Below are 25,555 nucleotides of genomic sequence, written 5' to 3'. Positions count from 1 at the left end.
TAAAAATTGAGTGAGTAGAGGTGGGTATGAATGACTATTTGGATATTACCGCGTCTGAGCTATTAAAAGAGCTAAATAATTTTTTCATGATTGATACGTATGATGGCTCGGAAAATGGTTTTTGGGCAAATTCTAAAGCATTGACGGATAAACATTACTGGATGGATGGAGACAACAAAGTTGAAATCATTCGAGAGTTGAGTTCTTCTAATCCTCATGCAGAATGTAATTATAAAATTACATTACTTTCACCTGAGGAGGGTAATGTAGTTCTTCTTGATTATGATGGATTCAATAAAAAGATTTTAACTTTCCGTCGTGGTGATTGGGTCAACCGTCTTTATCGTTACTTTTATCATAAAGAGCGCTGCTACTTACAAGACCGTGCAGAACATCCAAATTTCCAACTTATTCAATACTAGTCTGGATACATTGATAAAGATTGCCTCGACTATCCAAGATGATCGAGGCAAATTTTTTTGTGGGTTTAAAATAACAATTTATTTTTAAGATTATTTTCAGTTTAAAAAATTATAACTACAATCCTCATATTACCCGACAAAGTCAGCCATCTAATTGTCGATAAGATGAAATCCTTCTGCATATCTCTGTACTGATTTTTCTTTATTATTGAGAATATTCTCCATGTCTACTCCTTCAAGATCGCCAGCTTTAAAATGCTTTTTAGGGCTCGTGGTTGGTATGTTATGCAACGCGGCAACTTTCGCAGCCAACCCCAAAATTGATGCTACTACCTTGACGGTGATTGGTTATCATGAGATTACCGATGAAAAAGATGCCCTGATACCAAGCTATGCGGTAACAACGCAGCAATTTAGTGAGCATATCCAATGGTTAAAGAAAAATGGTTACCATTTTATTAATGTAGATCAACTTATTAAGGCTCATCAAGGCAAGTATAGATTACCCAAAAAACCTGTTTTATTAACAGTAGATGATGGTTATCAGTCTTTCTACCAAAATGCTTATCCAATTATTCGTAAAAATAAAATTCCAGTCTTACTTGCAGTGGTGGGTTCATGGTTAGAGCCATCCAATCTTGAAAAAGTCGATTTCGGTGGTGAGCCGATTGATAGAAATAAAATCTTAAGTTGGAGTGAACTTAAAGAAATGCAGAGTTCGGGTTTAGTGGAAATTGCTAGCCACAGTTATCATCTGCACGAAGGAGTCAATGCAAATCCACAAGGTAATTTAGAACCTGCTGCAATTTCTCGAATTTATGATCCCAAAAATCAAAGTTATGAAAGCGATTCAGCTTACCAGCAACGTATTTATCAAGATTTAAAAAAGAATAATGATTTACTACAGGCACATGGATTGCGATCACCACGAGTTATGGTATGGCCATATGGTCGATATAATATGCAGCTTGTGCAAACAGCAAAACAACTTGGTATGCCAATCACCATTACTTTGGATGATGGTGCAGATCATGCCAAACAGTCCTTGCAGAATATGAGTCGTATATTAATACAAGGTAATATGTCGACAAATGCTTTGGCACAAGAAATCAAAAATAGAGAATTGAATTTAAATGACAATAATCGACCGCAAAAAATTATGCATGTCGATCTTGATTACATTTATGATCCCGACCCTCAACAAGAAGAACGCAACTTAAGCCATTTGCTTGATCGTATTAATGGTATGGGCGTGAATACAGTTTATTTGCAAGCGTTCTCTGATCCTGATGCCAATGGTTCAGCAGATATGGTGTATTTTCCAAACCGTCATATACCAATGCGGGCTGATCTATTTAATCGTGTAGCTTGGCAAATTCAAACGCGTACCTCAGTACAACGACTTTATGCATGGATGCCAATGTTGGCTTGGGAGCTACCAAAGACTAATCCTGTTGCAAATGAGCTAGTTCAAACAGAGCAGGCCAAAGCAGGTGAACATTTAAACATGGGCTATATACGTCTGAGCCCATTCTCGCCAAAAGCTCGACAAACGATCAAAGAAATTTACCAAGATTTAGCGAAATCCACACCATTTGATGGTCTGCTATTTCATGATGATGTGACTTTATCTGATTATGAAGATGCTAGTCCTCAGGCTTTGGCTGCTTATGCGCAACAAGGCTTAACAACCGACTTAGCTAAAATTAGAAATAATGATGCTGATTTGCAGAAGTGGACTGCATACAAAACTCAATATCTAGATGATTTTGCAATGGAATTAGCAAATGAAGTGCGACAATACCAACCTTATTTAATGACTGCTCGGAATCTATATGCTCAAGTTGCATTAAATGCTTATGCAGAAAACTGGTATGCACAATCACTAGAACAATCTTTAAGTCGTTATGATTTCACTGCGATTATGGCAATGCCATATATGGAAAAGGTAGACCAGCCTGAACAGTTCTATAGCAACATTTTAAACCGTCTTAAAAAATATCCAAATGGTATTAAAAAGTCAGTGATGGAATTACAAGCCGTGAACTGGCGAAATGATCAAAAAATTCCATCTGAAGAGATGGCTGCGACAATCAAATCATTATATCAACAGGGTGCAATGCACATTGCTTACTATCCAGATGATCCGATTAAAGATCACCCTGATGTAAAGCAAATGCATGATGCTTTTGCACAGAAATCATCACAACTAGTGCCTTAATTGAGTATATGAAATGACTGAAATTGCAGCCTTATGGTCATATGCCATTAAGTTCGTATTCTATTATCCGTTATTCATGTCTTATTTATGGATGATGGGGGCAATTCTATTTTATTGGAAAGAACGCCAAGACCCACCTTATCAACAACCAAAAAGTTTAGAGCTTTATCCAAAAGTTGCAGTACTTATTCCTTGTTTTAATGAAGGTGATAATGCTGAAGAAACCATTAGCCATGCTTTACAGCTGGATTATCCGAATTTTGAAGTGATTGCGATTAATGATGGTAGTTCAGACAATACGGGAGAAGTGCTTGATCGTCTCGCAAGTCAATATGAAAAATTACGTGTTGTACATCTAGCTCAAAATCAAGGCAAGGCAATGGGATTGCAGGCGGGTAGCTTGATGACTGATGCTGAGTTCTTGATTGGCATTGATGGTGATGCTTTACTTGATCCTCATGCAGCTAAATGGATGATGCGACATTTTCTAGAGGATGAAACGGTTGCAGCGGTCACAGGAAATCCACGTATAAGAACACGATCAACCTTGCTTGGTCGAATTCAAGTGGGTGAATTCTCATCTATCGTTGGAATGATTAAAAGAGCACAGCGCACGTTTGGTCGATTATTTACGGTATCGGGGGTGATTACGGCATTTCGTAAAAGTGCCGTACATCAAGTCGATTATTGGTCTCCAAATATGTTGACTGAAGATATTGATATTACTTGGAAGCTTCAACGAGCAGGGTGGGATGTACGTTTTGAACCGAATGCCTTGGTGTGGATTTTGATGCCAGAAACCTTTAATGGTTTGTGGAAGCAGCGTTTACGGTGGGCGATGGGCGGGGCACAGGTCTTAATCAAGAATTTGGACGTCTTCTTGAAACCCAAACTTAACTTCTTATGGCCATTAATGCTTGAATTATGCTTGACCTTGGTATGGTCATATTTGATGCTAATTATGGCTGTCATATGGCTATTACATTTTGTTATTACACTCCCAAGTCTCGCTATTGTAAGTTCGCCATTTTTGCCTTACGGAAGTGGGATTTTATTAGGGGCAACCTGTTTAATTCAGTTTGCTTTAAGCAAATGGATGGATAGTCGTTATGAACCAAACTTGGGTAAAAATTACTACTGGATGATTTGGTATCCCTTTGTATTTTGGTTAATTACGATTACTGCTACAATCGTCGCCTTTCCAAAAGTACTGCTTCGTGGACAGGAAAAACGTGCACGTTGGATTAGTCCTGATCGTGGTATTCGTTAAGTTGTAAGTCTAATCTTACAGAGTATAGTGAAATGAAAGTAAATAGCTTGATTATTGATTTACGTCGCCAACTCCCATGGCATAAACGCTATTTTTCGACCACAACAACAGCGATGATGTGGGCAGGCTGGTTATTATTATGGCGTCCATTCGTTTTAGTTTGGGTATTGATTGAAATTCAGAAAACCCATCTAGCACAGCGTTTAATGTCAGGATTTAGTAATGGTATTGAACATGGTGTAATCGCATTAATTTTTTGTGCTGTCATACTTATGTTATGGGGTTTATTGCCTTCTAAATCAGTGAGTGAAAGGCAAACTGTTGAAAAGCGAATCACGGATTTTGCTCGCTATTTTGAACTATCAGAACAAGAAATATCTTCTGGTCGTCAGCAAAAGATCACAATCGTTCACCACGATGAGAATGGTAAAATCATCCGAGTGGAATAACATTCAATTCTAATAGATTTATTAGATACCTTAGTTTCGACTGAGGTATTTTTTTTATTTTATAAATTTTAGGCATAAAAAAACCAGCATACGCTGGATTTTTTTACTGCACCAAACTTCAATAGTTGAAGGATGGTGCCCGAGGCCAGACTCGAACTGGCACGCTTTGTGGGCGGGGGATTTTAAATCCCCTGTGTCTACCGATTTCACCACTCGGGCATGTGCGCAATAATAGTGGAGGCTTTAAATCTTGGCAAGAGTAAAATCAACTATTTGCTTTATTTTCAATCAAAACATGTTTTTAACCTATAAAAAATAATCATGTGCTATGTATTTTTCATAGTTCTTTCACAAAATTGAGATCATTTGTTCATATTAGCTGATTAGGTTTAAGCATTTAAGGTGATAAAAATAAGGTAGTACTTAAATGACTGTAAATATTTCACGACGGGAACTCATTCAAAAAAGTTTATTCGGTTTGGGTGCATTATCACTCACAGTGGGAATGACAGGTTGTAATGATAGTTCAGATAATGAAACTAATAGTTTAAAGGTGAGTTTTGAACATGGTGTTGCGAGTGGTGATCCGTTGCAAGATCGCGTTATTTTATGGACACGTTTAACGCCAAATGAAACCAGTGCACGTTTACAAGTGACATGGGAGCTTGCATTAGATCAACAGTTTAAACAAATCATTAAAACAGATAAAGTGACTACATCAGCATCACAAGATTTTACGGTGAAAGTGGATGCAACGGGACTTCGGGCTGATACAAGTTATTATTATCGGTTTATTTTTGGAAATAAGATTTCTCCAATAGGGCAGACTAAAACGTTACCCCTAAGCACATCTAAAGTTAGTTTTGCAGTATGTTCATGCTCAAATTATCCAGCGGGATATTTTTATGTATATCGTGAAATTGCAATGCAAAATGTAGATGTAGTGATTCATTTAGGTGACTATATTTATGAGTATGGTGCTGATGGATATGCCACTGAAGATGCTACAAAACTTGGTCGTACTTTAGCGGCAGATAACAATAAAGAAATTATTAAATTAGATGATTACCGAAAGCGATATGCACTATATCGAAAAGATAACGACTTACAGGCTGCACATCAACGTCATCCATTTATCGTGATTTGGGATGACCATGAGTTGACGAATGATACTTGGAAAAATGGTGCTGAAAATCATCAAGCAAATGAAGGTTCGTTCCTTGAGCGTAAGTTGGCTGTCTTACAGGCATATTTCGAATGGATGCCAATTCGTCCTGTAGATGATCAGCATGTAAAGATTTATCGCCAATTCGATTTTGGTAATCTTGTTCAATTGACTATGTTGGATACCCGTATTATTGCTCGAGATCAACAATTAGATTATGCAAATTATTTAACTGCGACAGGCATAGACGTTGCAAAGTTTCAAGCTGATCTTACTAGTCCTACGCGTACTTTGATGGGGGTTGAACAACGTGATTGGTTATTAGGCAAATTACAGCAATCAAATGCAACTTGGAATGTTTTTGGACAGCAAATTTTAATGTCTAAAATGTTTATTCCTGCTGAGTTGTTACTTTCTTTGGCTGAAATAACTTCAGGCAATCCAACAGCTGAAACACTCACAAAAATGAATACGCAAATTACTGAACTGGTAACGCTAAAAGTTCGACTACAAAATAATGATCCAACACTTACTCAACAAGAGAAAGCGCGTGTACTTACGACTGCACCGTATAATTTAGACGCTTGGGATGGTTATTTCACTGAACGCGAGATTTTGTATGGCACATTAGCGCAGTTGAAAAAGAAAATCGTGGTCTTGGCGGGTGATACACACAATGCTTGGTCTTCAAATTTATACAGTAAAGATGGGGTATTCGTTGGAGTAGAGTTAGCTACCAGCTCAGTATCTTCACCAGGATTGGAAAAATACCTCAACATTCCTTTGGCACAATTGCAACAATTTGAATTTGCATTCAAGACATTAATTGATGAATTGAATTATTGTAATTTGAATCAACGTGGTTATTTGGTGGTTGAATTTGATCAGTTACAGGTACAGTCGAAGTGGATTTTTGTTGATTCTATTAAGCAGACAAACTATTCCGTTGATGAAAGTCGTCAGCACCAACTTAATTTAGATGTCAATTTATTGCCCATTCAGACAGTTCAGCAAGTTGCATAATTTTTGAAATCAAAAAAGCCAAGTATGCAAAGCTTGGCTTTTTATAAAACATCAAATTTTAGACATAAAAAAACCAGCTTACGCTGGATTTTTACTGCACCAAACTTCAGTAGTTGAAGGATGGTGCCCGAGGCCAGACTCGAACTGGCACGCTTTGTGGGCGGGGGATTTTAAATCCCCTGTGTCTACCGATTTCACCACTCGGGCTTTACCAATGGAGGCGGAGGTCGGAATCGAACCGGCGTACACGGAGTTGCAGTCCGCTGCATGACCACTCTGCCACCCCGCCATCTCTTGGTGATGCACATATTAGCAATCTTTAAAAAAAAAACAATAGTGTTTGCGGTGAATATGCACATAAAAACAACATCTAAAAGAATATTGGCTAAATTATCATGTATTATTTGCATTATTGATTCATACCCACTTTGGAGATGCGCTGTGGCATTGGTTTTAGACGGTCGTGCATTGGCAACACAAATCGAAGCTGATTTGTTGGTACGTGTAGAAGCATTAAAAGCAAAATCGGGTCGTACCCCAATTTTGGCAACAATTTTAGTTGGTGATGATGGTGCATCTGCAACTTATGTGCGTATGAAAGGAAATGCTTGCCGCCGTGTAGGCATGGATTCTCTAAAGGTTGAACTGCCAAAAGAAACGACAACTGAACAATTACTTGCTGAAATTGAAAAATTAAATGCAAATCCTGATGTGCACGGTATTTTGCTTCAACATCCAGTACCTGAACAAATTGATGAAAGAGCATGTTTCGATGCGATTTCACTCGAAAAAGATGTGGATGGTGTGACTTGTCTTGGTTTTGGTCGTATGTCAATGGGCGAAGCCGCGTATGGTTCAGCAACTCCAGCGGGTATCATGACGATTTTAAAAGAAAACAAGATTGAAATTGCAGGTAAGCATGCCGTTGTTGTTGGTCGTTCAGCAATTTTAGGTAAACCAATGGCAATGATGCTATTACAAGCCAATGCTACCGTGACGATTTGTCATTCACGTACTCAAAACCTTCCTGAGTTAGTGAAGCAAGCCGATATTATTGTGGGTGCAGTAGGTAAGGCTGAATTAATTCAGAAAGATTGGATCAAACAAGGTGCTGTTGTCGTTGATGCTGGTTTCCATCCACGTGATGGCGGTGGTGTGGGTGATATCCAATTAGTGGGTATTGAAGATGTTGCATCAGCTTATACACCAGTCCCAGGTGGTGTAGGACCTATGACGATCACGACTTTGATTCGTCAAACAGTTGAAGCTGCTGAAAAAGCTTTAGGTTAAATATCCACTTTAAGCCCTTCTAAATAGAGGGGCTTTTTTCAAGAATTTAAGAAATATGAGCTGTACATTTCAATTTGCGAAAGCACCTGATCAATTGCTTAAAGCCTTACATGAAGTTATTCCAAACACTGATTTATTGGCACAGCAGTTACCTGAAACCCCAATTTCATTGTGGCTAATTCCTCCTGTATTTCCAACTGATCGTTTAGATGATGAGGTGATTCGTCGTATTTGGAATGAAACTCCTTATTGGATTTTTTGCTGGGCTTCAGGGTTGGCGATGGCGCAATGGCTACTCGCTGAACCACATCATGTAAAAGATAAGGTGGTATTGGATTTTGGTGCAGGCTCAGGTGTGGTTGCAATAGCAGCAAAAATGGCTGGTGCAAAACGTGTTATTTGCTGTGATATTGACCAAGTAAGCTTGGAGTCATGTCGTGAAAATGCATTACTCAATAATGTAGAACTTGAATATTTAGATGATTTATACAAATCTGAACAGGTCGATGTCTTACTTGCTGCTGATGTACTTTATGATCAGTGTAATCGTTTCTTTTTAGATGAGTTTTTGAAGTTCGCACCTGAAGTGTGGGTGGCGGATAGTCGTGTGAAAAATTTTAGCCATCCACAATATTTGAAAATAGATGAACGAAGTGCAACGACTTGGCCCGATTTAGATGAAGCCAAAGAATTTCGGAATGTAAGTTTTTATCGTACACATCCTCAATAGGCTCTAAATCAAGATAGGGTACTTTGTTGTGTTCTCTGTTTATCAAATAGCAACAGAGATTATTTTGTGTGGATGATAAAACAAGTCTCAGCGATTCAAGTATTGAAAGTTAATTCATTAAATGCTTTCGTACTTGATCGCAATACAATCAAAATGAGGCTTAAATAGTGAATATTAAACAATCAGATGACACTAAACACGGGACCTTTGAGATTTTTGATGCTGATGTAAAAGCTGGTGAGATGGCTTACACGTGGGCAGGTGATTCAATGTTAATCATTGATCATACAGATGTCGAAGATCAATTTCGTGGACAAGGAATTGGTCGTCAATTGTTGGATGCTTTGGTTGCATTTGCACGTGAACGAGAGATTAAAGTTATTCCTTTGTGTCCTTTCTCTAAATCTGTTTTTGATAAAGATCAGTCAATTCACGATGTGCTAAAAGTATAACGATTGATGAAACGTATCTGAAATTGATTCAGATACGTTTTATGTCTTTTATGAATTAGTTGCAGTGATAGCGAACGACTTTAAGGGTAGAAGGTCGAGCTTCTAAAGCCTTACGAGTCGCATAACCTTCACTATTGTTCAGATCTGGCGAATTTGTAAGACCAAAAGTGGTACGGCTATTGCCAAGCTTAACACCATATTGTTCTTGTTGAGTTGGGTTCATGATTTCATTCACACTCAGCACTGAGATTTTATAATTTTTATCAGCACCTAAAACTTGTTTACAAGCATGTTGTAATTTGCGCTCGTCAACATCACGATTGCTATGTGCTGCTAAGGTGTATGCTAGAGTCGCTGATGTTGCTGTTTTATTTTCAATTTGATAGCCAGTCACGCCATTATATTGATGCGGACTAGTTTGACATGCTGCAATGAAAAGACTACCGCTTACAATAACGAATAAATTAGTTTTTTTCATATCAATGGTCCTGTTATTTCTGTTTTTAAGTATCGCATAAAATCAGCTTTAAGTTGTTAGGATTCTTTAAAACCTAAGCTATTCATCGCATATGGGTTCAAAGTTAAAGAAAGAATTTTCGTTTTCGAACAATTTTGCATATAATCTGCCAAGTTTTTTTATTTAATACAGAAGTCATTGCTTTATTGCAGTATCGAAGCCCGTTTTTTTACGGGCATTTAATTTGTTGCTCAAATAAATAAGGCAAGTCTGGATAGGTATGTCATGATCTCTACAGATAGTCAAAAAAAATATGTGGTTGCATTTGACCAAGGTACCACGAGTTCACGTGCGATCGTTTTGGATCACGATGCAAATGTAATCACGATCGCTCAACGTGAGTTTACTCAAATCTACCCACAACCAGGTTGGGTAGAGCATGATCCGATGGAGATATGGGCAACACAAAGTGCAGTCTGGGTTGAGGCACTTGCACAGGCAAGTATTTCAAGTGATCAAATCGCAGCGATTGGGATCACCAACCAACGTGAAACTACTGTAATTTGGGATAAAAAAACAGGTAAACCTATCTACAATGCGATTGTTTGGCAAAGTCGTCAAAGCAACGAAATTTGTAATCAGCTTCGTCAAGATGGTTGGCAAGACTATATTCGTAAAGTCACAGGGCTTGTAATTGATCCTTATTTTTCTGCAACAAAAATTAAGTGGATCCTAGATCGAGTAGAAGGTAGTCGTGAGCGTGCGGAGCGTGGTGAGCTTCTTTTCGGTACGATTGATACATGGTTGATTTGGAAACTTACCAATGGGCAAGCACATGTAACTGATTATACTAATGCTTCTCGCACCATGCTTTTCAACATTGAAACTTTGGAATGGGATGATAAGTTACTCGAAGCTTTAAATATTCCGAAAGCAATGTTGCCTGAGGTACGTAGTTCTTCGGAAGTGTACGGATATACACATACAATTAGTGGGCAAGAAGTTGGAATTCCAATTGCAGGTATTGCTGGAGATCAGCAAGCAGCATTGTTTGGACAAATGTGCGTAGAAGTTGGACAAGCTAAAAACACTTATGGTACGGGTTGCTTCCTTTTAATGAACACGGGCAAGCGAATTGTTCAGTCTGAACATGGTTTACTTACAACAATTGCATGTGGTGCAAAAGGTGAAGTGAATTATGCATTGGAAGGTGCTGTGTTTAATGGTGGTTCATGTGTGCAATGGTTGCGTGATGAATTAAAAGCGATTAATGACTCACATGATTCTGAATACTACGCAACGAAAGTAAAAGACAGTAATGGGGTCTATGTTGTACCTGCGTTTACAGGTTTAGGTGCGCCATATTGGGACCCTACAGCACGCGGTGCGATTTTGGGTATTACACGCGGTGTGAGTATTGAGCATATTATTCGAGCAACTTTAGAATCGATTGCATATCAAACACGTGATGTTTTAGATGCGATGCAACAGGATTCGGGTGAAAAATTACGCACATTACGCGTTGATGGTGGCGTAACTGCAAACAATTTCTTGATGCAATTCCAAGCTGATATTTTAGGCACTTCAGTTGAACGACCTGCAATGAAAGAAACTACAGGTATGGGCGCTGCGTTTTTAGCTGGTTTAGCGGTCGGGTTTTGGTCTGATTTGAATGAATTAAAGAGTAGAATGACGATTGAGCGTAGTTTTACTCCTGAATGTACCCGCGACGAAACCGAAAAACTCTATAAAGGGTGGTTAAAAGCTGTTGGACGTACTCGTGATTGGGCAGAAGATTAGGGTAAAATAGCCGCCGAAGATATACAACAACACAGGATATATGAGCATGAGCTTGATACTACGCCAACAAAAAACCCTCGAATTAGTGAGAGAACGTGGCTATATAAGTATTGAAGAGCTTGCTCAATATTTTGATGTAACACCTCAAACGATTCGTCGTGATATCAACCAGCTTGCTGATGAGGGTTTGCTGCGTCGCTATCATGGCGGAGCGGCACATGATTCAACGGTGGAAAACACGGAATATACGACTCGTGTTGGCTACATGCTTGAAGAAAAAAGAACGATTGCGGCTGCTGTAGCAGCGGCTGTTCCAGACCATGCATCTTTATTTATTAATATTGGTACAACAACTGAAGCAATCGCTCATGCACTTTTAAATCATACTGGTTTAAAAATCATTACTAATAATCTTAATGTGGCTAAGATTTTGAGTAATAAGGAAGACTTTGAGGTCTTAATTGCGAGTGGTCGTGTTCGTCCTGATGGTGGGGTTATTGGTCAAGCTACGGCTGATTTTTTTAAACAATTTAAAGCTGATTATGCGTTGATTGGTATTAGTGGTATTGAAGAAGATGGAACGCTTCTTGATTTTGATTTTCAAGAAGTGTGTGTTTCTCAAGAAATTTTATCTAGTGCTAGGCAAGTGTTTTTAGCAGCCGACAGTAGTAAATTTGGTCGTAATGCCATGATCCGATTGGGATCACTCAAACAAGTTGATTGTATATTTACAGATCAGCAGCCTAATGAAGAATACATGAAGACAATCCGTGAATTGGATGTTGGTTTGATTGTCGCAAAATAAGTATTCATTTTCGAACATTGCGATGTACTATTTGAGCTAATTGATTTAGCTCAATATTTCTATTATTTAGTCTAAAAACTTTCAAAAAATCTTTTTTGTTTAATACTTCAGCATTTTTCCTGTGATTTATAAATTTACCATTTATCTTTAAATGACTGCTGATTGGCATTTTTATGTCTATTTTTTATTGTTTATTTTCATTTGATGTGTTTTAATTTTCATTATTGAACAATAATGAAAATTTGCGGTGACATATGCAAACTTCTCCTCTGTTAAAAGACAAAATTTATGATATCGCTGTGATTGGTGGTGGTATCAATGGTGTAGGTATCGCTGCAGATGCAGCAGGACGTGGTTTGTCTGTGTTCTTATGCGAAAAAGATGATTTAGCAAGTCATACATCATCTGCAAGTAGCAAGCTCATTCATGGTGGATTGCGCTACCTCGAACATAAAGAATTCCGTCTCGTCCGTGAGGCATTGGCTGAGCGTGAAGTGTTATTGGCTAAAGCGCCGCATATCATTCGTCCAATGCGATTTATCATGCCGCATCGCCCACATTTACGTCCAGCATGGCTGATTCGAACAGGCCTATTTTTTTACGACCATTTAGGTAAACGTGAGAAATTATTGGGATCAAATAATGTCTATTTTAAAGATGATAGCCCACTAAATTCAGCAATTACTCGCGGTTTTGAATATTCTGATTGTGCGGTTGATGATTCACGTCTGGTTGTGTTAAATGCTATGCATGCACGTGAAAAAGGCGCTGATGTTGTTACTCGCACACGTTGTTTATCAGCTCAACGTGTAGAGGGTTATTGGGTTGTAGAACTAGAGAATGCACAAGGTTCATTTAAAATTAAAGCTAAAGCTTTAGTTAATGCTGCAGGTCCTTGGGTCGCACAATTCATCAAACAAGATTTAGAGCTCAAATCACCTTATGGCATTCGTTTGATTCAAGGTAGTCATATTGTTGTGCCGAAACTGTATGAAGGTGACAAAGCATTTATTATGCAAAATGATGACCGCCGTATTGTGTTTGCGATTCCGTATTTAGAACAATATACAATGATTGGTACGACTGATCGTGAATATCAGGGTGATCCATCAAAAGTACAAATTACGCAAGCAGAAACAGATTATTTGCTTGAAGTGAGTAATGCACATTTCAAAAAACAGCTTACTCAAGCTGATATTATTTGGACATTTGCTGGGGTTAGACCATTATGTGATGATGAGTCCGATAATCCTTCAGCCATTACACGAGACTATACCTTAGCTTTATCTCAAGAAACTCATGATCAGACACCATTACTTTCTGTTTTTGGTGGAAAGTTAACGACTTATCGGAAATTGGCTGAGTCGGCTATGCAGCAGTTAAAAGCATTCTTCCCTGAAATGAAGGGGAGTTGGACTGCAACTGAGGCTTTACCTGGTGGCGAAAATATGGCATCTGCTGAACAATTAGTGAATGAGATTCGTGCACAAATTACAGATGTTTCTGAGAGCTTAGCAAAACGTTGGGCGACTTCTTATGGTTCGCGTATTTGGAATATCTTGGGCGAGGCTGTTTCAATTGATCAGCTTGGACTGAGTTTTGGACATGGATTATTTGCTAAAGAAGTGGATTACTTATGTCGATTTGAATGGGTAACAACTAGCGAAGATATTCTTTGGAGACGTTCTAAATTAGGATTGGTTTTTGCGCAAAATGAAATTGATCGCTTAGATGCCTATTTATCAAATAAGCCGAATCATATTGTAGCCGCTTAAATAGACTAATATAAAAAAGATCGCTGAAGCGATCTTTTTTATTATCCCTTGATCCCTCTTTATTAAAGGGAGGGAGCTAAGGTAATTAAGCAGATTTAACAGCTGCTAATAATTCATTTTGACGATCTTTAAGTGCTTGTGGTAAACGATCACCAAGTTTAGTAAATAACTCAGTGTGGCTTTCAAGCTCTTTGATCCATTGGTCTTTGTCTTGTGCTGTAACAGTTTCGAATTGCTCTTTAGAGAAGTCGATACCTGTCCAGTTCAATTGTTCATAAGTTGGAACGTAACCAATAGGAGTTTCAGTTGCTTCAGCACGACCTTCACAACGATCAATGATCCACTCAAGAACACGCATGTTTTGACCGAAACCAGGCCATACGAAGTTGCCTTCAGCATCACGACGGAACCAGTTTACGTTGAAGATTTTTGGTAATTTATTACCTGCAGCTTCTGCTTTAGCACCCACTTCTTGACCAAGTTGTAACCAGTGACCGAAGTAATCAGCCATGTTATAACCTGCGAAAGGAAGCATCGCAAATGGATCACGACGAACAATACCTTGTTGACCAACAGCAGCAGCAGTTGTTTCTGAGCCCATAGTTGCAGCTTTATACACGCCATCAACCCAGTCAAATGCTTCAGAAACTAAAGGTACTGTGTCTGCGCGACGACCGCCGAAAATGAATGCAGAGATCGGTACACCTGCTGGATTTTCCCAGTCAGCGTCGATAGAAGGGCATTGACCTGCTGAAACTGTGAAACGTGCATTTGGATGTGCCGCTTTTTCACCAGCAACGTGTGGCTGACCTTTCCAGTTGGTAAGGTTTGATGGAACTTCTTTAGAAAGACCTTCCCACCAAACTTCACCGTCTTCAGTAACTGCAACGTTTGTATAGATTACATCTTTAGTTAATGTCGCCATACAGTTCGGGTTGGTTTTGGTGTTTGTACCAGGTGCAACACCGAAGAAACCAGCTTCTGGGTTGATTGCATATAAACGACCATCTTCACCTGGTTTAATCCAAGCAATATCGTCACCTACAGTCTCAATCTTCCAACCTTCATAACCAGCTGGTGGAATCAACATTGCAAAGTTAGTTTTACCACAAGCAGAAGGGAATGCCGCTGCGATGTAGTGTTTTTCACCTTGTGGGTTTGTTACGCCCAAAATAAGCATGTGCTCAGCTAACCAGCCTTGTTCACGACCCATTGCAGATGCAATACGTAAAGCTAAACATTTTTTACCAAGTAAAGCGTTACCACCATAACCAGAACCGTAAGACCAGATTTCACGAGTTTCTGGGTAATGCACGATATATTTTTCATTGTTACAAGGCCAAGCAACATCTTTTTGACCTTCTTTAAGTGGAGCAGCTACTGTATGTACACATGGGATGAATTCACCATCTGTACCTAACACGTCATAAACTGCTTTACCCATACGCGCCATTTTAGTCATGCTAACAGCAACGTAAGGTGAATCTGTTAATTCGATACCGATATGTGCAATGTGGCTACCTAATGGACCCATAGAGAAAGGAACCACATACATGGTACGGCCTTCCATTGAGCCATCAAATAAACCATTTAACTTTTCGCGCATTTCTGCAGGAGCAACCCAGTTATTCGTTGCACCAGCATCTTCTTGGTTTTGAGAGCAGATATAAGTGCGATCTTCAACACGAGCAACGTCAGAAGGGTCAGAATTTGCAAGGTAAGAACCAGGATGTTTTTCTTGGTTAAGTTTTTGCATGGTGCCGTTAGCGATCATCAAGTCGATCAGACGTTGATATTCTTCTTCGCTTCCGTCACACCATTCGATTTTTGCTGGTTTGGTTAGTTTTGCAATTTCTTCCACCCATGCAATAAGCTTAGGGTGACGAACGAATTCTGGTGCGTTCACTTGGGTCATGGTGATGCCTTTTTAAAGTGTGTACGACGTACAGTTCTATTCATTGGGTGACAATGAAAATAGATGAAGTAAAAAAAGTGGCTGTATTAAAGCACAAAATCGTAAAAAAAATAAGACTATCGGATCATATTCCCGATTAGCGAAAGAATGTATATTTTTTCATAAGTTATTGTTTTTGATGTTTTTGGTTATGGTTTTTGTTCGCATGTGATTTTTTTATGTGTGTTATTTTTATTATAAATACTTATTAAAAACAATAGTTTATGATTTTTAACTTTTCTTGAGAATTATTATTGATAAATTGAATAATCATCATCCGAATTTTACATAAACTAGCTTTTAATTGTTGTTTTTATAAACAAATATATTGGATATCGTCGTCAAGGCTGCAGTATATGAATCAAGAGTTACAGCCCTTATCTATTATTTATAATCAAAAGTCTGGATTTCATGCAGCTCAACAAGATGAAGTCTACGAGCGTTTGATGACATTTTGGACTCGATATGGTTTTGAGATTCAGGTATTTGAGCTAAATGCGAGAAATGATTTTGATGCGATGATGGAAACAGTATTACTAAGACATCAGCAATCAGAAAAAACTGGTGTTATTGTGGCTGCTGGGGGAGATGGTACTCTGAATGCAGTTGCAAAAAAATTAATGCACACTGATATTCCTATGGGAATTATTCCTTTAGGAACATTTAATTATGTTGCTCGTGTTTTAGAAATTCCAATTGATATTTTTAAAGCTGCCGAAGTGATCGCGACAGGTACTTATCGAGAAGTGCATATTGCAACTTTAAATGATCAGATCTATTTAAATAATGCAAGTTTAGGTTTATACCCATTCTTTATAAAAAAAAGAGAAACATTCAATCGACTTTTTGGTCGCTTCCCCTTACATGCTTATACATCCGCTTTAGATGTTTTATTGCGTGAGCATCAATCTTTGAAATTATCGATTAGTATTGATGAAAAAAAATATCCAGTTAAAACACCTTTGATTTTTTTTGGAAATAATCAATTGCAGCTCTGTGATATGAAATTAAGAATTGCAGAATGTGCTGCAAATGGAAAACTGGCTGGTGTTTTGGTGGCTAAAAATGATCGATTGAGTTTATTAAGAATGTTATTTCAGTTTGTTCAAGGAAAAATTGATCAAGCATCTGATGTTTATTCATTTTGCGCAGAACATATTCAGGTTGAATCTAAAAAGAAAAAATTAACGGTTGCACTCGATGGTGAAATTGTCGAGTTGGAAACTCCTTTAAATTTCGCAGTAAAAAAATCAGCATTAAAAGTGATGGTTCCCCATGTTATTACACCTGTCTGACTTACATTTTGGAACTGAGCGTGAAGTTTGTATTCAGGCAATTCGTGATTTTTGTGAATTACACCGCCCAGAAGCTGTGATTGTCAGTGGAGATTTGACGCAAAGAGCGAGATTGAAACAGTTTTTTGATTGTCGACAATTTCTCGATTCCTTAGATTTGCCTTATTTGGTTGTTCCAGGTAACCATGATATTCCCTTGTTTCACGTATGGAATCGCTTTTTTTCACCATTTGTTCGTTATCAGGCATTTTTTGGTCGATTAGAAACGACACTAGAAACATCGAATTTCTATATTGTTGGGGTGAATAGCATACGTCGCCGCTATCATACACGCGGTCATGTATCACTAGAACAAATACATGAAGTAGCTGAAAAGCTAAGAAATGCTCCGAATAATAAAACCAAGCTCGTTGTGTTTCATCAACCTTTTTATACATTTCCTCATGATCATGGGGATAAAGATTGTCCTGTACTGGCGAAGATAGCGCTTGAACAATGGGGTAAGACAGGACTTTGGGGACTGTTACATGGACATTTGCATAAAGTCGCTATCCATGATTTGAATCAGGTGTTTAATTTGGGATTTGATCATTCAATTTATGACATTCATGCTGGAACAGCTATTTCTAATCGATTGCGTTTTGGCTTGTCTAACAGTTTTAATATAATTTCAGCAAATGGCAAAATCGAACATTATTGGTTTGATGAAAATGAAAAAAAATTTTTAAAATCAAATAGTGTCGATTTATGAGTCAATCATTTTTTTGTTGGATTAAAAAATCATCAAAAAAGTATAAATTTTTTTATTTTTACCCTTGAAGCCTTTTTTTTTAACCCCACAAATGTGGCATATCAAATTTTTTGTTCATTGCTACTGATTAGCAATGCAAATTAATCAAAAAAGACTAAGTCTGATGGAGTTAACTATGAGCAACATTCGTCCGTTACATGATCGTGTTGTGATTCGTCGCGTAGAAGAAGAAACCAAGACTGCTGGTGGTATTTTACTTCCAGGTTCTGCTGCTGAAAAACCTTCTCAAGGTGAAGTGATCGCAGTAGGTAATGGTCAAATCACTGACAATGGTGTGCGTGCTTTGGATGTTAAAGTTGGAGACAAAGTATTATTCGGTACTTATGCAGGTACAACTGTAAAAGTAAACGGTGAAGAACTCTTGATTATGAAAGAGTCAGATATCTTAGCTGTGCTTGAAGGCTAATCGACACATAACTCACATTTATTATCAGATAAAGTATTTAAAGATTCGGAGTTTAACATGTCAGCTAAAGACGTAAAATTTGGTGATTCAGCTCGCTCAAAAATGATTGCAGGTGTAAACGTACTTGCAGATGCGGTTAAAGTCACTTTAGGTCCTAAAGGTCGTAACGTTGTAATCGATCGTTCTTTCGGTGCACCTCACATCACTAAAGATGGTGTAACTGTTGCTAAAGAAATTTCTTTAAAAGACAAGTTTGAAAACATGGGTGCTCAACTTGTTCGTGAAGTTTCTTCAAAAACAAATGACATCGCGGGTGATGGTACAACGACTGCAACTGTACTTGCTCAAGCAATCTTAAATGAAGGGATCAAATCAGTAACTGCTGGTATGAACCCAATGGACTTAAAACGCGGTATTGATATTGCAGTTAAAACTGTTGTTGAGAACATCCGTGCAAATGCAAAGCCTGCTGATGATTTCAAAGCAATTGAACAAGTCGGTTCGATCTCTGCAAACTCTGATACTACTGTTGGTAAGCTTATCGCCCAAGCGATGGAAAAAGTAGGTAAAGAAGGCGTTATCACTGTAGAAGAAGGTTCTGGCTTCGAAGATGCATTAGATGTTGTAGAAGGTATGCAGTTCGACCGTGGTTATATCTCTCCATACTTCGCAAACAAACAAGATACTTTAACTGCTGAACTTGAAAATCCATTCATTCTTCTTGTTGATAAAAAAATCAGCAACATCCGTGAATTGATTTCTGTTTTAGAAGCAGTTGCTAAAACTGGTAAACCTCTTCTTATCATCGCGGAAGATGTTGAAGGCGAAGCGCTTGCAACTCTTGTTGTCAACAACATGCGCGGTATTATCAAAGTATGTGCAGTTAAAGCACCTGGTTTTGGTGATCGTCGTAAAGCGATGCTTCAAGATATCGCAATCTTGACTGGCGCAACTGTAATCTCTGAAGAAGTAGGCATGTCTTTAGAACAAGCTTCTCTTCAAGATTTAGGTACTGCTCATAAAATCACAGTGTCTAAAGAAAACACAGTGATTGTTGATGGTGCCGGTAATGCTGAACAAATCGCTGAACGTGTTCAACAAATCCGTGCGCAGATCGAAGAGTCTACGTCTGAATATGACAAAGAAAAACTTCAAGAACGTGTTGCTAAATTAGCAGGCGGTGTTGCAGTGATTAAAATCGGTGCTGCAACTGAAGTTGAAATGAAAGAGAAGAAAGACCGCGTAGACGACGCACTTCACGCAACTCGTGCTGCAGTTGAAGAAGGTGTTGTTGCTGGTGGTGGTGTTGCTCTAGTACGTGCTGTTAATGTGTTAGAAGGTCTAAAAGGCGCTAACGAAGATCAAACAGCAGGTATTAATATTTTGCGTCGTGCAATCGAAGCTCCACTTCGTCAAATCGTTTCAAATGCTGGTGATGAACCATCAGTTGTAATTAACGCAGTGAAAGCAGGTGAAGGTAACTTTGGCTACAACGCTGCAACTGGTGAATACGGTGATATGTTAGAAATGGGTATCCTTGACCCAGCTAAAGTAACTCGTTCTGCATTAGAACATGCTGCTTCAGTTGCTGGTTTAATGTTGACTACAGAATGTATGATCACTGATATCCCAGAAGATAAACCAGCTGCTCCAGATATGGGCGGAATGGGTGGTATGGGCGGAATGATGTAATCACATTGTCGCTCATATTTAAAAAAATCCCTGCCTTGGCAGGGATTTTTTACGTTTGAAGTATAGAAAAATCACAATCAAAACGTTATTAATGATCTGACTTAAATAAATAACTTGATAAGTAAATTTTAAATAATTAAACGGTTTTAGGAGTAGAAAATGGTTCGGTTATCATTATTAATTCTTGGGTGTATGGCTTTAAGCTCGTAAGCCTACGCGGATACGATAAAAGATTCATTCCAAGGTGAGACTAAGGTTTTTTTGAATATTTATGGTTTTGCGGCGGACATAAATGGAATAATAGGTTATCAAGGGATTAACTATCAGTTAGATCAACCTTTTAAAGATACCCTAGAGGCGCTTGATCAAGCTTTGATTGGACATCTGGAAGTAACCAAAGGGAAGTGGGGGATTTATACTGATATTTAATATGTAAAGACTGAAGAAGAAAAGCAAGTTTATAATTACCCAATTGCATTATCGACCACTGTAAACTTAAGTAATGCAGGAATTTATTATCGTGCATTTGAACAATTTTCTGATGGTACAGGCTGGATCATTGAACCCACTCTAGGTGTGAATTATACAGATCTAGAGGGAACCTTAGATGCTTTGGGCAAAGGTGTTGCTGTTGAAAAACACTGGTTTGAATATTTTGGTGGGGCGCGGATACGTTACAACTCTACTTCTCCGTGGAATTTAGCAGCGCAATACACTAACGGTACCGAACAAACACAAATCGCTCAGGCTTATTTGGGATACCGTAAAGCTGTATTTTCAACCCCAGTAAATTTTAGTGTGGGTTATCGATACGTATCACAAGACTATTCTGATGGTAACTTTAAATGGGATACCTTACAAAAAGGTCCTGTCGTTGGTCTAGGATTCGGATTTTAATTTAGAATCAAATGACTATGAGTATTGAAAAAATAAGAAATGCAAAAGCATTTCTTATTTACAAATCACTTTAACAGGATAATCATCCATGTTGAAAAAATGATTCCAAGAGATATAAATTGAGCAGCACTGCCCATATCTTTGGCATTTTTTGAAAGTTGATGTTTCTCCAACGATATTCGATCAACCACAGCTTCAATTGCAGAATTAAATAACTCTACAATAATAGCAAGTAAGCAAACAGCGACCATCAATGCTTGTTCAAGGGCAGAAACATGAACAAAAAAGCTAGTTGGAATTAAAACAAGATTGAGTAATAAAATTTGTCTAAAAGCGGCTTCATGGCTGAATGCGGCTTTAAATCCAGCGAGAGAATAACCCGTTGCATTCAAAATACGCTTGATACCATTTTTGCCTTTGTAGGGAGAGTAAGGCGTCATAACAGAACTTTAAGAGATAAAATATGTCGCCATTATAAAAGTAAAACTGCTTCTGAGGATTGGCAATAAGTCGCATGATCTCTGCAAAGTTGTAATGTTTCTCGCCATTTTATTGGAAACGTTGATATTTAATTTGTCAATTTGACTGATGCTAAGGATAATAAGCCTAGTTCAACAGATGGAATATCCTGCATGAAAATTATCGCAGATGAAAATTTGGCTTTTACCGATTATTTCTTTGCGGAATTTGCAGAAATACAACATCGAGCGGGGCGAACATTGACTCATGCAGATGTTCAAAATGCTGATGCTTTATTGGTTAGATCGGTTACTAAAGTTAATCATGCCCTAATTGACCAGACTACAATTCAGTTTGTCGGTAGTGCAACGATTGGAACAGATCATCTCGATATTCAAGCGCTAGAACAACAAAACATCACGTGGACGAACGCAGCGGGTTGCAATGCTCAAGCAGTCGCAGAATATGTGATTACTGCGTTGCTGCACCTAGACATTAAATTATTAGAAAGAAATCATGAATTTACTTTAGCGATTGTTGGCTTAGGTAATGTTGGTCGTCGACTTGCAAAAATGGCCCAATTATTAGGTTGGACAGTGATTGGCTATGATCCTTTTGTACAGCTAGATGGTATTGAAAATGTATCGTTTGATGCGTTACTAGCACGTGCTGATGCCATATCCATTCATGTACCGTTAACGTCAACTGGTGATCATCCAACACAACATTTATTTAATGAAGCAACGTTTGCTCAAATGAAAGAATCCGCGATACTGATTAATAGCGCGCGTGGTCCAGTGATTCAAGAAGCAGCTTTAATGACAGATATCCAAAGGAATAATCGAAAAGTTGTGTTAGATGTATTTGAGTTTGAACCTGAAATTTCGCAACAGTTACTAGATATGTTGGCTTTAGCAACACCGCATATTGCGGGTTATAGTCTTGAAGGTAAGGCCCGTGGTACACAGATGATTTATGAGGCATTTTGTCATAAATTTGATTATCCAATATCTAAACAGTTCGAAACCCAATTACCGCATGTTGAGCAATTCTTTGAACAACAAGACTTGAAAGAAGTACTCAAGCAGCATCTTAGCCAAATTTATAATATTGCTGAAGATGATAAAAAATTAAGGGCTTGTGTCATGGATGGAAAAGTTGAACAAAAAGCGTTTGATTTGCTCCGAAAGAATTATCCATTACGCCGTGAATGGGCAGCACACGGTGGACCAAAAGCATGAGCCAGACTAAGAAATCTTATCAACCGACTTGTTCGCTTGAGGCAATAAAAGCCCGTGCAGAGATGTACAATAAAATTCGTCAGTTTTTTGCTGAACGAAATGTTTTAGAAGTTGAAACCCCAGTTTTGTCTCAAGCAGGGGTCACAGATGTGCATTTGGCGTCAGTACAAGTACAGCGTCATATTCATGGAAAATTAAATACTCAATATTTACAGACTTCGCCTGAGTTCCCGATGAAGCGATTGTTGGCGAGTGGTAGTGGCCCAATCTTTCAAATTTGTAAAGTCTTTCGTGATGATGAGCATGGACGTAAACACAATAGCGAATTCACCATGTTGGAATGGTATCGACCTGCTATGGATTTGAAAGCCTTAATGCATGAGACAGCGGATCTATTGGAAACCTGTTTAGCACATCGTTTTGGTGAAATTCGTCCTATTATTTTGAGCTATAAGCATGCTTTTCAAGATCGTTTAGAGATCAACCCATTACAAGCCAGCTTAAAACAACTTAAGGACACCGCACATCGTGTCGGTCTGAATCTTGATTTGGGTGATGATCGTTTGGCTTACATGGACTTATTATTTTCTCATTTTGTAGAGCCAAGTTTGGGCTTTGACAAACCTGTATTTTTGACAGATTTTCCACCTGAGATGGCATCATTAGCAAAAGTAAAACAAGATGAAGATGGGGAATGGGTTGCAGCTCGTTTTGAGGTCTATATTGAAGGCTTAGAGCTTGCTAATGCCTATGACGAACTTCTGGATGCAGAAGTATTAGCAGCACGATTTGAAGCCGATAATCAAGAACGTGCTTTACAAGGTTTACCCGTGATACCTACTGATCAATATCTATTATCTGCTTTACCTCATATGCCTGAATGCTCCGGTATTGCATTGGGTATTGATCGTTTACTTATGGTTGTAATGAATAAGATGAAAATTGATCAAGTGATCGCTTTTCCTGCTGAAATTGCCTAGAGCTGTTATAGAAATTGCATTAATAATTGGATCAACTCACTTTGACGGTGAGTTTGGGTCTTTTTAAAGATGGACTGTAAATGCTTTTTGACAGTATCTGATTGAATATCTTGTGACATAGCAATTTCTTTGACCGTTTTTCCATCTAGGAGTTGTTCACAGATTCTGTGTTCTACAGGTGTAAACATAAATAGTTTTGCGCAAATTTCTTTCTGATATTTGGGTCTATGTTTTAAGCCTGAGAATGTTACTAACAAAACTGGTCGCAAACCAAAAATCTTATGCGCTTTTTCAGGAGAGAGTAAATCTAGGCTCAGGAAAAGTTGGTGATCCAACATCATAATTTTTGTTCGCTCGGCATAACTTAGATCTGGATTATTTTTATAATTTCGCTCCAATTCGATTAGATTTTGGTCGAAAATAGTTTGATTCTCACCAGTAAAAACAAAGCGTCGCTGTTTTATTTGAATTTGAGGATTTATTTCAAATAATTGTTGTGCCTCCGCATTAAATTCTAAAATATCACCGTTAAAATTAATGATCGCAATAGCTTGCTTCATCTTTTGAATAAGTTGGGAGCCTAAAAGGGTCATTGTGGAATATTCAAAATGATGTCGATATTGCTGAATTTTTTGCTGCAAGATCGGCAAAATTTCATAAACAGGCTGAACCGTACCGGGTTTGTCGGAGACTTTTTTATTTAAGTTAGGCCACCTGACCTAACGGGTTAATCTTATCATAGTACATTGCTTCAAACTCAAAAGGTGATACATAACCCAGTGCACTGTGTACACGCTCTTTATTGAACCAATCTACCCAGTTTAGTGTCGCAAGTTGTACATCCGCTAAACCTTGCCAATCCGCTTTTAAATATTCAATCACCTCTGTTTTGTATAAGCCATTCACCGTTTCAGCCAAAGCATTATCGTATGAATCACCGGTCGTACCGACTGATGCTCGTAAATTTGCTGCTTCTAAACGATTGGTATAACGAATGGAAAGATATTGCACGCCTCTGTCACTATGATGAATCACGTTCTTTGGCATGCCTCGATCATGCAATGCTTGCTCCAGTGCATCGAGCACCATATCTGTATTCATACGTGTTGATACTTTCCATCCAACAATTGCTCGCGAGAACACATCAATAATAAAGGCGGTATAGACCCAGCCTGAATGAGTTTGAATATACGTGAAGTCAGCGACCCACAGCTGGTCAGGATGATCTGCATTAAAATTGCGTTTTACTAAGTCATCTGCTCGTTTTTGATCATCTCGGCTACGGGTGGTTTGTTTATTCTTACCACGCCAAACACCTTGTATACCTAGCTTCTGCATCAATCGAGCAACTGTACAACGTGCGATAACATAACCTTCACGTTTCAATTGTTGCCAGACCTTACGCACACCATATCGACCTAAACTTTCTTTCCAAATACGTTTGATTTGCTCTGCATGATGTAAATCATGCAGAGCACGTTTCGCTCGATGTTCTGGGTTATCAACGAGATCTAAAGCCCGATAATAGGTCGAAGCTGCAATCGGTAAAATTCTACAAATCGCTTCAACACCATATCGATCTTTATTGTTCTGGATAAAATCCACCATTATTTGTGTGGGCGGTCGAGCTCCGCCTGGGCGAAAAAAGCGGCTGCTTTACGTAGAATTTCGTTAGCACGTTGCAGTTCTTTATTTTCACGTTCGAGTTGTTTAATACGTTCTTGATCTGAAAGTTGCTGTACTTTAATTGGGTTTTGTTTATCTAAATATTTTTGATACCAAACACGTAGAGTTTCAGGAGTACAACCTATCTTGGGAGCAATAGCGGTGATTGCAGCCCAAGTAGAAGGATAATCTTTTTCAGATTCAATCAATAATTGAACCGCTCTATCTCTGATTTCAGGGGTGTATTTTACTTTTTTCATCGGGACATTCTCTCAAGAAAAGTGGTCTCCGACAAA

General features: G+C 38.4%; 21 protein-coding genes, 3 tRNA genes, 2 pseudogenes and 1 other annotated feature. Of the genes and pseudogenes, 18 read left to right on the top strand and 8 right to left on the bottom strand.

Going from position 1 to position 25,555, the window contains the following annotated elements:
• The first annotated feature begins 26 nt into the window (after nucleotides 1–26).
• The 4 genes from Q9Q86_RS08395 to pgaD all read left to right on the top strand — a co-directional run bounded on the left by Q9Q86_RS08395 (nucleotide 27) and on the right by pgaD (nucleotide 4,362).
• Nucleotides 27–422, top strand: coding sequence for a hypothetical protein (locus tag Q9Q86_RS08395; protein WP_004963404.1), 396 nt, complete (start codon nucleotides 27–29; stop codon nucleotides 420–422).
• Nucleotides 423–645: 223 nt separating this feature from the next.
• Nucleotides 646–2,643, top strand: a complete 1,998-nt coding sequence (gene pgaB, locus Q9Q86_RS08390; RefSeq protein ID WP_112986582.1) for a poly-beta-1,6-N-acetyl-D-glucosamine N-deacetylase PgaB — start codon at nucleotides 646–648, stop codon at nucleotides 2,641–2,643.
• A 13-nt stretch (nucleotides 2,644–2,656) separates the two neighbouring features.
• A complete protein-coding gene (gene pgaC / locus Q9Q86_RS08385) occupies nucleotides 2,657–3,913 on the top strand; it encodes a poly-beta-1,6-N-acetyl-D-glucosamine synthase (protein ID WP_004956116.1) in 1,257 nt (418 codons plus the stop codon).
• Between the two features lie 32 nt (nucleotides 3,914–3,945).
• A complete protein-coding gene (gene pgaD / locus Q9Q86_RS08380; protein ID WP_112986581.1) occupies nucleotides 3,946–4,362 on the top strand; it encodes a poly-beta-1,6-N-acetyl-D-glucosamine biosynthesis protein PgaD in 417 nt (138 codons plus the stop codon).
• Between the two features lie 133 nt (nucleotides 4,363–4,495).
• Here the strand turns inward: pgaD and Q9Q86_RS08375 are convergent.
• Nucleotides 4,496–4,581, bottom strand: a tRNA-Leu gene (locus Q9Q86_RS08375).
• Between the two features lie 208 nt (nucleotides 4,582–4,789).
• On the opposite strand from Q9Q86_RS08375, the gene Q9Q86_RS08370 reads away from it, so the two are divergent.
• Entirely contained in the window at nucleotides 4,790–6,550 is a 1,761-nt protein-coding gene (locus tag Q9Q86_RS08370; protein ID WP_112986580.1) for an alkaline phosphatase, read from the top strand.
• A 121-nt stretch (nucleotides 6,551–6,671) separates the two neighbouring features.
• On the opposite strand, the gene Q9Q86_RS08365 is transcribed toward Q9Q86_RS08370, so the two are convergent.
• Nucleotides 6,672–6,757, bottom strand: a tRNA-Leu gene (locus Q9Q86_RS08365).
• A gap of 8 nt (nucleotides 6,758–6,765) precedes the next feature.
• Nucleotides 6,766–6,839 (bottom strand) — tRNA-Cys (locus tag Q9Q86_RS08360).
• A 152-nt stretch (nucleotides 6,840–6,991) separates the two neighbouring features.
• Here Q9Q86_RS08360 and folD point away from each other — a divergent pair.
• The 3 genes from folD (at nucleotide 6,992) to Q9Q86_RS08345 (ending at nucleotide 9,022) form a co-directional block, all read left to right on the top strand.
• Complete coding sequence (folD, locus tag Q9Q86_RS08355; protein ID WP_004956122.1) at nucleotides 6,992–7,840, top strand: bifunctional methylenetetrahydrofolate dehydrogenase/methenyltetrahydrofolate cyclohydrolase FolD; 849 nt, start codon at nucleotides 6,992–6,994, stop codon at nucleotides 7,838–7,840.
• 55 nt (nucleotides 7,841–7,895) lie between these two features.
• A complete protein-coding gene (locus Q9Q86_RS08350) occupies nucleotides 7,896–8,570 on the top strand; it encodes a methyltransferase (RefSeq protein WP_004956126.1) in 675 nt (224 codons plus the stop codon).
• Between the two features lie 167 nt (nucleotides 8,571–8,737).
• Nucleotides 8,738–9,022 (top strand): GNAT family N-acetyltransferase, encoded by a 285-nt coding sequence (locus Q9Q86_RS08345; protein WP_004912740.1) that lies wholly within the window; start codon nucleotides 8,738–8,740, stop codon nucleotides 9,020–9,022.
• A gap of 55 nt (nucleotides 9,023–9,077) precedes the next feature.
• Here the strand turns inward: Q9Q86_RS08345 and Q9Q86_RS08340 are convergent, their stop codons facing one another.
• Nucleotides 9,078–9,500, bottom strand: coding sequence for a hypothetical protein (locus tag Q9Q86_RS08340; RefSeq protein ID WP_042892853.1), 423 nt, complete (start codon nucleotides 9,498–9,500; stop codon nucleotides 9,078–9,080).
• Nucleotides 9,501–9,764: 264 nt separating this feature from the next.
• Between Q9Q86_RS08340 and glpK the strand changes: the two genes are divergently transcribed.
• The 3 genes from glpK (at nucleotide 9,765) to glpD (ending at nucleotide 13,859) form a co-directional block, all read left to right on the top strand.
• The gene (glpK, locus tag Q9Q86_RS08335; RefSeq protein WP_004912734.1) at nucleotides 9,765–11,279 is read left to right on the top strand and encodes a glycerol kinase GlpK; all 1,515 of its coding nucleotides are present in this window, start codon (nucleotides 9,765–9,767) and stop codon (nucleotides 11,277–11,279) included.
• A gap of 46 nt (nucleotides 11,280–11,325) precedes the next feature.
• Nucleotides 11,326–12,084, top strand: a complete 759-nt coding sequence (locus Q9Q86_RS08330) for a DeoR/GlpR family DNA-binding transcription regulator (RefSeq protein ID WP_004963376.1) — start codon at nucleotides 11,326–11,328, stop codon at nucleotides 12,082–12,084.
• A 254-nt stretch (nucleotides 12,085–12,338) separates the two neighbouring features.
• The gene (gene glpD, locus Q9Q86_RS08325) at nucleotides 12,339–13,859 is read left to right on the top strand and encodes a glycerol-3-phosphate dehydrogenase (protein WP_112986579.1); all 1,521 of its coding nucleotides are present in this window, start codon (nucleotides 12,339–12,341) and stop codon (nucleotides 13,857–13,859) included.
• Nucleotides 13,860–13,944: 85 nt separating this feature from the next.
• On the opposite strand, the gene Q9Q86_RS08320 is transcribed toward glpD, so the two are convergent.
• Nucleotides 13,945–15,774 (bottom strand): phosphoenolpyruvate carboxykinase (GTP), encoded by a 1,830-nt coding sequence (locus tag Q9Q86_RS08320; RefSeq protein ID WP_004963370.1) that lies wholly within the window; start codon nucleotides 15,772–15,774, stop codon nucleotides 13,945–13,947.
• A gap of 395 nt (nucleotides 15,775–16,169) precedes the next feature.
• Here Q9Q86_RS08320 and Q9Q86_RS08315 point away from each other — a divergent pair, with 395 nt between their 5' ends.
• The 5 genes and pseudogenes from Q9Q86_RS08315 (at nucleotide 16,170) to Q9Q86_RS08295 (ending at nucleotide 20,914) form a co-directional block, all read left to right on the top strand.
• The gene (locus Q9Q86_RS08315) at nucleotides 16,170–17,108 is read left to right on the top strand and encodes a diacylglycerol kinase family protein (RefSeq protein ID WP_075696712.1); all 939 of its coding nucleotides are present in this window, start codon (nucleotides 16,170–16,172) and stop codon (nucleotides 17,106–17,108) included.
• Complete coding sequence (locus Q9Q86_RS08310; protein ID WP_005402232.1) at nucleotides 17,089–17,859, top strand: metallophosphoesterase; 771 nt, start codon at nucleotides 17,089–17,091, stop codon at nucleotides 17,857–17,859. The genes Q9Q86_RS08315 and Q9Q86_RS08310 overlap by 20 nt, the downstream gene beginning before the upstream one ends.
• A 175-nt stretch (nucleotides 17,860–18,034) precedes the next feature.
• The gene (gene groES / locus Q9Q86_RS08305) at nucleotides 18,035–18,325 is read left to right on the top strand and encodes a co-chaperone GroES (RefSeq protein WP_000065579.1); all 291 of its coding nucleotides are present in this window, start codon (nucleotides 18,035–18,037) and stop codon (nucleotides 18,323–18,325) included.
• Nucleotides 18,326–18,382: 57 nt separating this feature from the next.
• A complete protein-coding gene (groL, locus tag Q9Q86_RS08300) occupies nucleotides 18,383–20,017 on the top strand; it encodes a chaperonin GroEL (RefSeq protein WP_004956155.1) in 1,635 nt (544 codons plus the stop codon).
• A gap of 225 nt (nucleotides 20,018–20,242) precedes the next feature.
• Nucleotides 20,243–20,914, top strand: a pseudogene (locus tag Q9Q86_RS08295) (hypothetical protein).
• 65 nt (nucleotides 20,915–20,979) lie between these two features.
• On the opposite strand, the gene Q9Q86_RS08290 reads toward Q9Q86_RS08295, so the two are convergent.
• Nucleotides 20,980–21,354 (bottom strand): diacylglycerol kinase, encoded by a 375-nt coding sequence (locus Q9Q86_RS08290; RefSeq protein ID WP_112986578.1) that lies wholly within the window; start codon nucleotides 21,352–21,354, stop codon nucleotides 20,980–20,982.
• Nucleotides 21,355–21,546: 192 nt separating this feature from the next.
• Between Q9Q86_RS08290 and Q9Q86_RS08285 the strand changes: the two genes are divergently transcribed.
• Together Q9Q86_RS08285 and epmA are read left to right on the top strand one after the other, a co-directional pair.
• Nucleotides 21,547–22,614, top strand: a complete 1,068-nt coding sequence (locus tag Q9Q86_RS08285; protein ID WP_042892862.1) for a 4-phosphoerythronate dehydrogenase — start codon at nucleotides 21,547–21,549, stop codon at nucleotides 22,612–22,614.
• A complete protein-coding gene (gene epmA, locus Q9Q86_RS08280) occupies nucleotides 22,611–23,594 on the top strand; it encodes an EF-P lysine aminoacylase EpmA (protein WP_087540769.1) in 984 nt (327 codons plus the stop codon). The genes Q9Q86_RS08285 and epmA overlap by 4 nt, the downstream gene beginning before the upstream one ends.
• A 5-nt stretch (nucleotides 23,595–23,599) precedes the next feature.
• Here epmA and Q9Q86_RS08275 read toward each other — a convergent pair.
• Nucleotides 23,600–24,265, bottom strand: a pseudogene (locus tag Q9Q86_RS08275) (helix-turn-helix transcriptional regulator); the annotation flags it as partial.
• A 34-nt stretch (nucleotides 24,266–24,299) separates the two neighbouring features.
• Nucleotides 24,300–25,519 (bottom strand): IS3 family transposase gene (locus Q9Q86_RS08270; RefSeq protein ID WP_100833221.1). Its coding sequence is split into 2 segments (ribosomal slippage): nucleotides 24,300–25,243 and nucleotides 25,243–25,519, totalling 1,221 coding nucleotides; the frame shifts between segments, so codons are not numbered across the junction.
• Nucleotides 25,128–25,244, bottom strand: a sequence feature (AL1L pseudoknot). (Overlaps the previous gene by 117 nt.)
• Nucleotides 25,520–25,555 lie beyond the last annotated feature (36 nt).

It is taken from the genome of Acinetobacter sp. A22 (assembly GCF_030913345.1).
Taxonomy (GTDB): domain Bacteria; phylum Pseudomonadota; class Gammaproteobacteria; order Pseudomonadales; family Moraxellaceae; genus Acinetobacter; species Acinetobacter junii.
This window is presented reverse-complemented; position numbering and strand designations above follow the sequence as displayed.